General features: G+C 64.1%; 8 protein-coding genes. 7 read left to right on the top strand and 1 reads right to left on the bottom strand.

Annotated elements, in window-relative coordinates:
• Positions 1 to 438 precede the first annotated feature (438 nt).
• The 7 genes from NKH63_RS17730 (at position 439) to amaB (ending at position 11,762) form a co-directional block, all read left to right on the top strand.
• Positions 439 to 3,810 carry a transglutaminase family protein gene (locus NKH63_RS17730; RefSeq protein ID WP_352918280.1) on the top strand — a complete coding sequence of 1,124 codons (3,372 nt, stop codon included), beginning with the start codon at positions 439 to 441 and terminating at the stop codon, positions 3,808 to 3,810.
• A 6-nt stretch (positions 3,811 to 3,816) separates the two neighbouring features.
• A complete protein-coding gene (locus tag NKH63_RS17725) occupies positions 3,817 to 6,228 on the top strand; it encodes a circularly permuted type 2 ATP-grasp protein (protein WP_352909186.1) in 2,412 nt (803 codons plus the stop codon).
• Between the two features lie 7 nt (positions 6,229 to 6,235).
• Positions 6,236 to 7,120 (top strand): transglutaminase family protein, encoded by an 885-nt coding sequence (locus NKH63_RS17720; RefSeq protein ID WP_023720247.1) that lies wholly within the window; start codon positions 6,236 to 6,238, stop codon positions 7,118 to 7,120.
• Between the two features lie 109 nt (positions 7,121 to 7,229).
• Positions 7,230 to 8,348: a DNA topoisomerase IB gene (locus NKH63_RS17715; RefSeq protein WP_023720248.1), complete on the top strand. Its 1,119-nt coding sequence runs from the start codon at positions 7,230 to 7,232 to the stop codon at positions 8,346 to 8,348.
• An 85-nt stretch (positions 8,349 to 8,433) separates the two neighbouring features.
• The gene (locus NKH63_RS17710) at positions 8,434 to 8,808 is read left to right on the top strand and encodes a YciI family protein (protein ID WP_023720249.1); all 375 of its coding nucleotides are present in this window, start codon (positions 8,434 to 8,436) and stop codon (positions 8,806 to 8,808) included.
• A complete protein-coding gene (locus NKH63_RS17705; protein WP_352918278.1) occupies positions 8,805 to 10,067 on the top strand; it encodes an RNA polymerase sigma factor in 1,263 nt (420 codons plus the stop codon). Before NKH63_RS17710 ends, NKH63_RS17705 begins: the two co-directional genes overlap by 4 nt.
• A gap of 183 nt (positions 10,068 to 10,250) precedes the next feature.
• Entirely contained in the window at positions 10,251 to 11,762 is a 1,512-nt protein-coding gene (gene amaB, locus NKH63_RS17700) for an L-piperidine-6-carboxylate dehydrogenase (RefSeq protein WP_352918371.1), read from the top strand.
• Positions 11,763 to 11,821: 59 nt separating this feature from the next.
• Here amaB and NKH63_RS17695 read toward each other — a convergent pair whose 3' ends face one another.
• Positions 11,822 to 12,685 (bottom strand): hypothetical protein, encoded by an 864-nt coding sequence (locus NKH63_RS17695; RefSeq protein WP_352590664.1) that lies wholly within the window; start codon positions 12,683 to 12,685, stop codon positions 11,822 to 11,824.
• Positions 12,686 to 13,284: the final 599 nt, after the last annotated feature.

Below are 13,284 nucleotides of genomic sequence, written 5' to 3'. Positions count from 1 at the left end.
TGTCCTCCGCTTCCAGGACGCCACTGCTTGGCATCTTCCCTCGCAAAGCGGCAGATCGGCAATTTTCGCCGACGGTACCACATTTTGTTCTTGCTTTGTGCCGGCAGCTATGCTACTAATTTGGCTATGGTGCTAATTGGCACCGGCGACCCGCCCACCGAGGCGGGTTTTCTTTTCAGCTCTTTTGGACCACGCATCGCGCGTGCTGCCGATCATCGATATCGGCGGGACAGCGCCCGGTGCTGACCCGCCGGCCTTCGGCTCTGCAGCGTTGCAACGTCTGCCGCCACGCTGCGGAATCCCAGGGTCGGCGCTCCGTTTGTGAGGCTGTGAAGGCTGCTTAATTTAGGTGCAGCGCAACATCTCTGCTTGGAGAATGGTCAGCATTCGTGTCAGGGTTCAGCGAACTCCTTTTGAAACGCCGACTTCAGGGGCACCATGGCAATTCTGGCAGCCGTCTATCACCTGACCCACTACAAATACGACCGGCCGGTCGTATTGGGCCCGCAAGTCATAAGGTTGCAGCCTGCGCCGCATTCCCGCACCAAAGTGCTCAGCCATTCGCTGAGGGTCGGGCCGGCAAATCACTTCGTCAATCTGCAGCAGGACCCTTACGGCAATTTCCTTGCCCGCTTTGTCTTTCCCGAACCGGTGACGGAACTGAAGATCGAGGTCGACCTCGTTGCCGACATGACGGTCTACAATCCATTCGATTTCTTCGTCGAGCCGTCGGCCGAGACGTTTCCGTTCGAATACCCGGAAGAGATCAGGGACGATCTGACCATCTACCGAACGCCGGAACCGGCAGGGCCGCTGTTGGAAGCATTCCTGAAAACCATCGCGCGCCACCCGACCAACACCGTCAATTTTGTCGTCGACCTCAATTCGCGCCTGCAGCGCGAGATCGCCTATATCGTGCGCATGGAAACCGGCGTCTTCTCGCCCGAGGAAACGCTGGCCGCCGGCAAGGGGTCGTGCCGCGATTCGAGCTGGCTCCTGGTGCAGATATTGAGGAACCTCGGCATCGCCGCGCGCTTCGTTTCCGGCTATCTGATCCAGCTGAAGCCTGACCTCGTCGCGCTCGACGGACCGCCTGGCACGGCGACCGATTTCACTGACCTCCATGCCTGGTGCGAGGTGTATCTGCCGGGCGCCGGCTGGATCGGCTTCGACCCGACCTCCGGCCTGCTCACCGGCGAAAGCCATGTGCCGCTCGCGGCAACGCCGCATTTCCGCAATGCCGCGCCGATCTCCGGCATGGCGAGCTTCGCCAATGTCGAATTCGGCTTCGACATGCGGGTCGACCGCATCGCCGAACATCCGCGCATCACCAAGCCGTTCTCCGACGAGAGCTGGCAGGCGCTCGACGCGCTGGGCGTCGAGGTCGATGCAGCACTCCAGGCCGGCGACGTGCGGCTGACCATGGGCGGCGAGCCGACCTTCGTCTCAATCGACGATTTCGAGGCGGCCGAGTGGAACACCGCCGCCGTCGGGCCAACAAAACGCGAAAAGGCCGATGCGCTGATCCGCCGGCTGCGCGAACGCTTCGCGCCGGGCGGCTTCCTGCATTACGGACAGGGCAAATGGTACCCCGGCGAAAGCCTGCCGCGCTGGACGTTCTCGCTTTACTGGCGCACCGACGGCGAGCCGGTGTGGAGCGATCCGTCACTGATCGCACATGAAAAGAGCGAGGCGGATGCCGGACCGAAGCAGGCCGAGAGCCTGCTGACCGCGATTGCCGACGAACTCGGCATCGACAAGACGATGGTCAGCGAAGCCTATGAGGATCCGGCCGAATGGCTGCTCAAAGAAGGCAAGCTGCCGGACAATGTCGATCCCTCCAATTCGAAGCTGGAGGACCCGGAGGAGCGCAGCCGCATGGCGCGGGTGTTCGAACGCGGGCTGACCAAGCCGTCGGGCTACGTGCTGCCCGTCCAGCGCTGGAACAGCCAGGCTTCCGGACCGCGCTGGCGCTCGGAGAAGTGGAAGACGCGGCGCGGCAGGCTGTTCCTGGTGCCCGGCGATTCGCCGGTCGGCTACCGCCTGCCGCTCGGCACGCTGCCTTATGTGCCGCCGGCGCAGTTCCCCTATATCGTACCGGTCGATCCATCGCTGCCGCGCGGACCATTGCCGGCGCGTGAGGCGATCTTGCCCGGTGCTGCTTCTTCGCCCGCTCCGGCCGAACTGGAAGGCGCCGACGAAATGGCGCGACGCCAGCAGGCGGTCTCCTTCACGGCCGTTACCGGCCAGCAAGACCGCGTCGAACAGGAGATTACCGAGATCGGCGGCGCCGTGCGCACAGCGCTTTCGGTCGAGCCGCGCGACGGACGGCTTTGTGTGTTCATGCCGCCGGTCGAGGCGCTGGAGGATTATCTCGAACTGGTCGCGGCGGCTGAGAACGCGGCAAGGGCGATCGGACTGCCGGTGCATATCGAGGGCTACGGCCCGCCACACGATCCGCGCCTCAATGTCATCCGTGTCGCACCCGATCCCGGCGTCATCGAGGTCAATATCCACCCCGCCGCGAATTGGCAGGATTGCGTGGCGACGACCACGGCGATCTACGAAGAGGCGCGGCAGACGCGGCTTGGCGCCGACAAGTTCATGATCGACGGCCGCCACACCGGCACCGGCGGCGGCAACCACGTCGTCGTCGGCGGCGCCACGCCCAATGACAGTCCGTTCCTGCGCCGCCCCGACCTGTTGAAGAGCCTTGTTTTGCAATGGCAGCGGCATCCATCGCTGTCCTATCTGTTCTCCGGCCTGTTCATCGGCCCGACCAGCCAGGCGCCGCGCTTCGACGAGGCACGACACGATTCGCTCTACGAACTCGAGATCGCGATGGCGCAGGTGCCACATCCGGACAAGGGCGCGGCACCCCTGCCGTGGCTGGTCGACCGGCTGTTCCGCAACCTCCTGACCGACGTGACGGGCAATACGCATCGCTCCGAAATCTGTATCGACAAGCTGTTTTCGCCGGACGGGCCGACCGGCCGGCTGGGGCTGGTCGAATTCCGCGGCTTCGAGATGCCGCCCAACGCGCGCATGAGCCTGGCGCAGCAATTGCTGGTGCGCGCCATCATCGCCCGGGCCTGGAAGAACCCGCTCGACGGCCGCTTCGTACGCTGGGGCACCTCGCTGCACGACCGTTTCATGCTGCCGCATTATGTCTGGGCGGATTTTCTCGATGTGCTGGACGACCTCAAGCTGAACGGCTTTGCGTTCCGTCCGGAATGGTTCGACGCCCAGCTCGAATTCCGCTTTCCGTTCTGCGGCGAGGTCCAGCATGCCGGCATCAAGCTGGAGCTCAGGCAAGCACTGGAGCCTTGGCATGTGATGGGCGAGCAAGGCGCGATCGGCGGCACGGTGCGCTTTGTCGATTCCTCCGTCGAACGGCTGCAGGTGAAGACCGAGGGGCTCAACCCGGAACGTCACGCCGTCGTCTGCAACGGCCGCCGGGTGCCGATGAAGGTGACCGACAACCGCGAGATCGCGGTGGCCGGCGTTCGCTTCAAGGCCTGGCAGCCGGCGTCGGGCCTGCATCCGGCGCTGCCGGTCAACACGCCGCTGGTCTTCGATATCTATGACCGCTGGTCGGGCCGCGCGGTTGGCGGTTGCGTCTACCATGTGGCACATCCCGGCGGGCGCAGCTACGACACGTTCCCGGTCAACGGCAATGAAGCGGAGGCGCGGCGGCTCGCCCGCTTCGAGCCGCGTGGCCATACTCCGTCCGGCTATGTGCTGCGCAACGAAGAAGCCTCTGAAGATTTCCCGATGACCCTTGACCTTCGGCGGCCGCAAAGACTCTGATCAGCCATGGCGAAGGGGAATCACAAAAAGCTGCGCAGCAAGCCGCAGACCCACAGTCTGCTGGAGCACTATCAACCGATCGACGGCGTCGTCGACGAGATGGTCGATGCGTCGGGCAATCCGCGGCCGGCCTGGCGGCACTTCATCGAGGCACTGGAGGACCTGGGGCCGGAAAAGCTTGCCCAGCGTTTTGCCCGCGCCGACCAGTACCTGCGCGATGCCGGCGTCTACTACCGCGTCTACGACAAGGCCGGCGCCAATGAGCGGGAATGGCCGCTGGCGCATGTGCCGCTGCTGATCGAGGAGGAGGAATGGGCTGACATCAGCGCCGGCCTGGTCCAGCGCGCCGATCTGTTCGAGGAGACCATCGCCGACATTTACGGGCCGAACCGGCTGGTCGAGAAAGGCATTCTGCCGGCTGGATTGATCGCGGCCAGCTCGGAATATTTGCGGCCGGTCGTCGGCACCAGGCCTGCCAGCGGCCATTTCCTGCATTTCTGCGCCTTCGAGCTCGGTCGTGGCCCGGACGGCCGCTGGTGGGTGCTTGGCGACCGCACCCAGGCGCCATCGGGCGCCGGCTTTGCGCTGGAAAACCGCGTCGCCACCACAAGGGCACTGTCCGACATTTACGGCGAGATGCATGTGCACCGCTTGGCCGGTTTCTTCCGCCGTTTTCGCGATGCGCTGATCGGCATGGCCAAGCAAGCCGGCGGCCGTGTCGCCATCCTGACGCCGGGACCGCTGAACGAGACCTATTATGAACATGCCTATATCGCCCGCTATCTCGGCATCATGCTGCTCGAGGGCGAGGACCTGACTGTCTCCGGCGGCAGGCTGATGGTGCGCACAGTTTCGGGGCTGATGCCGGTCAGCGTCTTGTGGCGACGGCTCGACGCCGCCTTTGCCGATCCGCTCGAGTTGCGGTCGGACTCGCAGATCGGCACGCCGGGGCTGGTCGAAGCGGTCCGGCAAGGGGCGGTTTCGGCCGTCAATGCACTGGGTTCCGGCCTGATGGAGACGCGCGCTCTGCTCGCCTTCCTGCCGAAGATTTCGCGCGCCCTGCGCAATGAGGAACTGCTGCTGCCGACCGTCGCGACATGGTGGTGCGGGCAGGATACGGAGCGCGAACATGTGCTCGCCAATATCGATAGCATGGTGATCGGCCCGGCACTGTCGACGCGGCTTGCCTTCGAGGACGACGGCTCGACCAAGCTCGGGTCAGCGCTGTCGGCCGAGGAACGGGCCGAACTCGTCGCCCGGATCGAACAAGACGGCGGCGACTTTGTCGGCCAGGAAGCGGTGACGCTGTCGACCACTCCTGTCTATGTCAGCGGCTGGCTGGAGCCGCGGCCGGCAAGCCTGCGCGTCTATCTGGCGCGGACGCCGGAAGGCTGGACCGTGATGCCGGGCGGTTTTGCCCGTGTCGGCTTCTCGCTCGACCCGACGGCCATCGCCATGCAGCGCGGCGGCCAGGCGGCGGATGTCTGGGTGGTCAGCGACAGGCCGGTGGAGCGTGAGACGCTGCTGCCGCAGGAGCATGACAGCTTCACCCGAACTTTGCCGGGCAGCCTGCCCAGCCGCGCGGCTGAGAACCTGACATGGCTCGGCCGCTATATCGAGCGATCGGAAGACACGGTGCGCATCCTGCGCGCCTACCACGTGCGGCTGGCCGAGACATCCGATCCCGAGATGCCGCTGCTCGCCGACATCAGGGACTATCTCGCGCCGTTCGGCATCGATGTCGAGACGGCAATCCCGTTGGGGCTCATCGGCACGCTGGACAGCGCCGTCTACAGCGCCGGGCAGATCCGCGACCGCTTCTCGCCCGATGGCTGGCTGGCGTTGAAGGATCTGTCGAAGACCATCCATCAATTTGCCGTGACAGTGGCGCCGGGCGACGACGCGACAAGGGCAATGACGGTCATCCTGCGCAAGCTGGCCGGGTTTTCCGGCCTGCTGCACGAGAATATGTACCGCTTCGCCGGCTGGCGTTTCCTGGAAATCGGCCGCAGGCTCGAACGCGGCATCCAGATCGCCCGCACGCTCGCCCGACTGACCAGGGCCGAGGCGCCGGAAGGCGCGCTCGACATGATGCTGGAGATCGGCGACAGCGTCATGACCCACCGCCGGCAATATCCGGTGCAGGCGGGACGGCGCACGGTGGTCGACCTTCTGGCGCTCGATCCGCTCAACCCGCGCTCAATCCTGTTCCAACTCGAACGGCTGAAGGCCGAGATCGCGCTGCTGCCCGCTGTCGGCGGTGAAGGCCATATGTCGCCGGCGGCCAAGGAAATCCTGCAGCTCAACACGTCGATCGCCATCAGGGAGCCCTCGGACATGACGGCCAAGGCCCTCAGCGATCTCGCCAATGAAATCGGCGGCCTCTACAACAGCCTCTCCAAAGCCTATTTCGGGTAGAGACGGCATGCTCTACGACATCAGGCTTCACCTGCGTTACGACTATGATGCGGCGGCCGGCGGCGGCCGCCATCAGGTGCGTGTGCTGCCGCCGACCATCCCTGGCGTACAGCGCGTCATCGCCGCTTCACTGTCTTTTGTGCCGGCGCCCAGCGAACGCTCCGACTTTTCCGACTTTTTCGGCAACAGTGTCACCTCGATCGCCTTTCGTGACGCACATGATGCGCTCGACATCAGGATGAGCGCGCGTGTTTCAGTGTCGCGGCCGGAGCCCGGGCTCGACGTATCGCCCGACCTACGCCGGCTGAGGGAAGAACTCGGCGCGGTGCACTCGCTGGCGCCGGCTTCGCCGCATCACTTTCTGGCCGCCAGCGATCATGCCGGCATCGACCCGGCAATCACTGCCTATGCGAAAGGCAGTGCCAGCAGTTCGACGGTCGGCACGGCCATGGCTCTGTGCAACCGCATTCACCGCGATTTCACCTATGACGGCGAGGCGACCACGGTGCAGACGCGGGCCAGCGACGCCTTCGGCCTGAAGCGCGGCGTCTGCCAGGATTTTTCCCATATTATGATCGCCGGCCTGCGTGGCCTCGGCATTCCTGCAGGCTATGTCAGCGGATTCCTACGCACCATCCCGCCGCGTGGGAAGCCGCGGCTCGAAGGCGCCGACGCCATGCATGCCTGGGTCAAGGTGTGGTGCGGGCGCGATGCCGGCTGGCAGGAATTCGATCCGACCAACGGCATGCGCGCTAGCAACGATCATATCACGGTCGGCTATGGCCGCGACTACTCCGATGTGGCGCCGATCGTCGGCGTGCTGAAAACCACGGGCGGGCAGGTTGGCGAGCAGGCAGTCGACGTCATACCGGTCGTGCTCGAAAAGGCGTGACGGCACCTCCTCGTTGCACGGCGTCGTCGTTAATCTGTCCTGGCAATCAAAAGGCGGTGGAACCCGCAGCCAGCAGGCGGCTTATCTACGGAAATTCCGTGGAGAGGACATGCTGGACAAATCCGGGTCGTCGTCTGGCCGATCGGCTGTTAGGAAAGCTGCACCAAAGAACGGGGTGCCGCGGAACGGAGCGCTGGAGAACGGCGCGCACGCCTCGGCCGTTCGGGCCTCGCTCAACTATGTCGCCGACACCGAACCCGGTATTCGCCGGCTGCGTTCAGGCAACGGGTTCTCGTACAAAGGGCCCGACGGACGTGCCGTCGACCAGGACGCGCTGGCACGCATCAAGGCGCTCGCCATTCCACCGGCCTGGACGGATGTGTGGATCTCGGCGGATGCCGACGGTCACATTCAGGCAACCGGTCGGGACCAGCGCGGGCGCAAGCAATACCGCTATCATCAGCACTGGGCGGAGGAGCGTGACGGGGTCAAATACTCGAGCCTCATCGCCTTCGCCGAAAGCCTGCCCGAATTGCGACGGCAGATCGATGCCGATCTGCGCCGTCACGGCCTGCCGCTGGAACGCGTCGTTGCGGCCATCGTCTGGCTGCTCGACAACACGATGATCCGCGTCGGCAACGCCGCCTACGCCCGCGATAACAAGAGTTTTGGGCTGACCACGCTGCGCGACCGCCATGTCGACATCAAGGGCTCGAGCCTGCGTTTTGCCTTCATCGGCAAATCCGGCAAGGAATGGAGATTGAAGCTTGTCGATCGCCGGATCGCCAAGATCGTGCGTGGAGCGCAGGACCTGCCGGGCCAGAAACTGTTCCAGTATCTCGACGAGGAAGGAAACAGGCATCCGGTGCGCTCCGACGACGTCAACCGCTATATCAGGGAGAATGCCGGCGTCGAGTTCAGCTCCAAGCATTTCAGAACGTGGGGCGGAACCATCCACGCGGCGTCGCTGTTTGCGCAAACCGAACGCCCGGAAGGCCAGGCACAACAAAAGCGGGCGATGAACGGCGTCATCGACAAGGTTGCCGAGCGGCTCGGCAATACGCGCGCCGTCTGCCGCCGCTGCTACATCCATCCGGAAGTCTTCCGCGCCTGGTCCGAAGGAGGGCTGCTTGGCGAAATGGCGGACGCCAACAGAGGCAAGCGCTCGATCGCCGGGCTCGACGACGAGGAGGCCCTGGTCTTGAGATGGCTGAAGGCGAGGGAATGACGCAGGACCGGGGCGTATTTTTTTGTCGACGCCATGTCGGGATCGGTCCTAGTGTTTCGTCCTTTGACAGAGAAAAGGACGACCCATGCTCTACGCGATCCTCTGCTATGCCTCTGAAGACGTCGTCTGCTCCTGGAGCAAGGAGCAGGACGATGCCGTCATGGAAAAACTTATCGGCGTACAAGAGAAATATGCCAACGCCGGGCGGCTTGGCCCCGTGGCGCGGCTTTTGCCGACGACGGCGGCGACAACGCTGCGAAAGGTCAAGGGCGAATCGATCGTCATCGACGGCCCGTTTGCCGAAACCAAGGAACAGTTCCTCGGCTTCTACACGCTCGAATGCGCCGACCTCGACGAGGCCGTCGACTTCGCGCGCGAGCTTTCCGAGGTCAACCCGAGCGGCGGCTCCTACGAGATCCGGCCGGTCTCGCTCTTCAATCCCGCCAAGGTTTCCGCATGACCGAACTTGCCTGGATCAGCACGGCAATCAGCACCGCTCGCCCGCAGGCGATGGGAGCATTGCTGCGCTACTTCCGCGACCTCGACGCGGCGGAGGAAGCATTCCAGGACGCCTGCCTGAGGGCCCTGAACAACTGGCCGAAAAATGGCCCGCCGCGCGATCCGGCAGCCTGGCTGATCTTCGTCGGCCGCAACAGCGGCATCGATGCGGTGCGCAAGCGCGCCAAGCAGGCGCCGCTGCCGGAGGAGGACCAGATCTCCGATCTCGAAGATGCCGAGAGCGACATCGCCGAGCGGCTGGACGGTGCGCATTACCGCGACGATATTTTGCGGTTGCTGTTCATCTGCTGCCATCCCGACCTGCCGGCCACGCAGCAGATCGCGGTGGCGTTGCGCATCGTCTCCGGCCTGACGGTCAAGCAGATCGCCCGCGCCTTCCTCGTCGGTGAAAGCGCCATGGAGCAGCGTATCACTCGAGCCAAGGCGCGCATCGCCGACGCCGGGGTGCCGTTCGAGACGCCGGGAGCGGTCGAGCGCTCCGAACGGCTCGCCGCCGTCGCTGCCATGGTCTACCTGATCTTCAACGAAGGCTATTCCAGCAACAGCGGCGAGGCGTCGGCGCGTGCGCCGCTTTGCGAAGAGGCGATCCGGCTGGCCCGGCTGCTGCTCAGGCTATTCCAGACCGAGCCGGAGATCATGGGACTGACGGCGCTGTTGCTGCTGCAGCATGCACGCGCGCCGGCTCGCTTCGACGAGAACGGCGAGATCGTGCTGCTCGAAGACCAGGACCGCAGCCTGTGGAGCCGCAAGATGATCGATGAAGGCCTGGCGCTGGTCGATAAGGCGTTGCGCCATCGCAAGCCCGGTCCCTACCAGGTGCAAGCGGCGATCGCCGCGCTGCATGCACGGGCGGAAAAGCCCGAGGATACGGACTGGAACGAGATCGACCTGCTCTACGGCCTGCTCGAGCAGATGCAGCCGTCGCCGGTGGTGACGCTCAACCGCGCCGTCGCCGTCTCCAAGGTGCGTGGACCGGAAGCCGCACTCGCCATGATCGAGCCGCTGGAGCAAAGGCTTTCCGGCTATTTCCACTTCTTCGGCCTCAAGGGCGGCCTGCTGATGCAGCTTGGCCGCGGCGACGAGGCGCGTGTCGCTTTCGACCGCGCCATCGCGCTTGCCAACACGGCAGCCGAGGCGGCGCATATCCGCATGCATATCGACCGGCTGATGAAAGAAGGCGCCAAGCAAACGGCGCATTGATCCGACGCCTCCGCCTGGTTCAACGGTCTGACCTTTGCTTAGACCATGCCGGGGTGGCGATTTTTCCCTGAAACGAGTAATGCCACGCCATGACAGTGCCTGATGTGCCGACCGGCACAGAGACGGCGTGGCACAAGGCTTTGACCGACGCCATATGAGCGGCGGGATCTGAAAGGGATGAAAATGACGATTGCGAAGGAAACGGCCGGGCTTCTGGCGAAACTGGGTGTTGCCGAGGGCGCGCTTACAGGCGGCGATCTCATCGTGCGTAGCCCGGTGACCGGCGAGCAGATCGCCGCGCTGAAAACCATCTCGCCGGCCGACGCGGCAACGACCATCGACAATGCCCATAAAGCTTTCCTGGCGTGGCGGCAGGTACCAGCTCCCAAGCGCGGCGAACTGGTACGGCTGCTCGGCGAGGAATTGCGCACACACAAGGCCGAGCTTGGCCGGTTGGTCTCGATCGAAGTCGGCAAGATTCCATCCGAGGGTCTTGGCGAAGTGCAGGAGATGATCGACATCTGCGATTTCGCCGTCGGTCTCTCCCGGCAATTGTACGGCCTGACCATCGCCACCGAGCGCCCCGGCCACCGCATGATGGAGACCTGGCATCCGCTCGGCGTCGTCGGCGTCATTTCGGCCTTCAATTTCCCGGTGGCGGTCTGGTCGTGGAATGCAGCGCTGGCGCTGGTCTGCGGCGACGCGGTGGTGTGGAAGCCGTCCGAGAAGACACCGCTGACGGCGCTCGCCTGCGAAGCGATCTTCAAGCGCGCGGCAAAGCGTTTCGGCGATGCGCCGGAAGGGCTGGCGCCCGTGCTGATCGGCGATCGCGCCGTCGGCGAGATCCTGGTCGACCATCCGAAGGTGCCGTTGGTCTCCGCCACCGGTTCGACGCGCATGGGCAGGGATGTCGGCCCACGGCTGGCGAAGCGCTTTGCCCGTGCCGTGCTGGAGCTCGGCGGCAACAATGCCGGCATCGTCTGCCCGACGGCCGATCTCGACATGGCGCTGCGCGCGATCGCCTTTGGAGCGATGGGCACGGCCGGCCAGCGCTGCACGACGCTGCGGCGCCTGTTCGTGCATGAGAGCGTCTATGACCAGCTCGTTCCGCGCCTGAAGAAGGCCTATGAAAGCGTCTCGGTCGGCAATCCGCTGGAGACAAGCGCTCTCGTCGGCCCGTTGATCGACAAGGCTGCCTACGACAACATGCAGAAGGCGTTGGAGGAGGCGGCTTCGCATGGCGGTAAGATAACCGGCGGAATGCGGGTCGAGAACGGCCAGCCTGAGGCCTACTATGTGCGTCCGGCGCTGGTCGAAATGCCGCGCCAAGTTTCGCCGGTGACGGAGGAGACCTTCGCGCCGATCCTCTATGTGATGAAATATTCGGATTTCGACGCCGTGCTCGATGAGCACAATGCGGTCGGCGCCGGGCTGTCGTCGTCCATCTTCACCCGCGACCTGCAGGAATCCGAGCGCTTCCTCGGCGTCGACGGTTCGGACTGCGGCATTGCCAACGTCAATATCGGCACTTCGGGGGCCGAGATCGGCGGCGCCTTCGGCGGCGAGAAGGAAACCGGCGGCGGCCGCGAGTCGGGCTCGGATGCCTGGAAGGCCTATATGCGGCGCGCTACCAATACGGTGAACTATTCCAAGGCGCTGCCGCTCGCCCAGGGCGTTTCGTTCGACATCGATTGAAATGCCAAACCTTCGTCGCGGCGGCGCCAAAGCCGCCACGACGGCGTTCGGCTCGCCGTTCAGCTGGCTTCGGAAGTTACAACACAATTGTCGAAGGCTGCATCGATGATGGCGAGCTTGACCGCCTGGGCGGTCATGTATTCCTGATAGAACTCGCTCGACACCCACATGACCGAGTGACCCCGCTGGCCCAACCAGCCGATGCTGCCGAGTTCCTCGGCATCGCGCAATTTGCGTGACAGGTGGGTCCGGGAAAGCTTGAGCCAGTTCGCGAAATCTCCGATTGAGACGACACCGGTCGGAATTCGGTCCAGGTCAGCATGATCGGGATCGACGCCAGACATCAGCCAATCCATGACGATGCCGCCATTGTCGAGCCAGGTGAACAAGGAAAAGGTCTGTCTCGGCTCCCGCACGGCATGCGACGAAAGCAGGCCGTCGGCCACCAGCGGCTGCAGTTTGGCGAGCAGGTCCGGTTGTGCGACGAATGCAGCCAGTCGAAATCCATTGTCCAGGCTGTCCAGCGTTTTCAGATGCGCCATGACCCAGCCGGCAACCGTCTCCAGAGTGCCCGCGGTCGGCTCAAAGGGGCGGATGCGCCCGTATTTGATCGGCAGATGCCGGATGAAACCGTAATGCAGCATCTCCTTCAGGAAGGCGTCGGCGGTGTTGCGGCTGGCCACCGAATGCCGGCAGATGTCGTCCATGAACCGTGCAGACGTAAGTCCCTTGCGATGATCGTCCGGCTCTCGATTGAAATACAAGCCAAGGCCGATATGGGCCATCAGCCAACGCTGTTGCGCGGCGAATACGGAGGCCAGCCGCGGGTTCGCTTCATAGGTTTGGAGAAGCGTCCGCGACTGAGCCTGGACATGGCGACGCAGTGCCGGATGGCTGGCAATGTCTTCAGAAACCAGCGCCATCCCCGCCGCGCCCAATCAAATTTGCAACTGGAAATGCCGGTAACAATTTCAGCCTTCGCGGGCCGTGTCCAGAGCCGGCGCATCAGGATACGAGCTGAATCCCGCCGGCTAGTGGCTTAATTCCGCGACTTGATCGCCGAGGCCCCTGATCTCGCGAGGCGCTGATCTCGCTGCAGAAGGCTAGCCTGCTTGAACCCACCAATGATGGCTTCGCCTGTCCAGCCCGTGCTCCCGCCGATGGCGACACGGAACCAACACAAGTTTTGCTCGTTGAAGAACGCTGATTGGACTGAGACAGTGAGGAACTACAAAATGGAGAATGGCCTTTTCGCCACGCCGCCTGCAGCGTTCCGGAAAACAGAGTCGGTTTGGCTACGGGCGCTCAAGTGGCTGTTACGCCGGGTGCGCAGCGCCTCCGACAGCTCGGGAACCATGTTGAAACCAATCCTTTCCGGACCCGAGAATGATAGCGGGCCCACTACGCCTCGACGCGCTTGAGGCCGAAGCGCGCTGCGATCTTGACGCCAAAAATAACCGCTCACATGTCTCTTTATGGCTGCCGCCGCGGCCGAGGGCCACGACCGCTTCGAAGGCCCGCC

This window comes from Mesorhizobium sp. M0960 (genome assembly GCF_040319055.1).
GTDB lineage: Bacteria > Pseudomonadota > Alphaproteobacteria > Rhizobiales > Rhizobiaceae > Mesorhizobium.
Note: the sequence above shows the minus strand (reverse complement) of the source record. Positions and strands in the feature narration are given on the sequence as shown.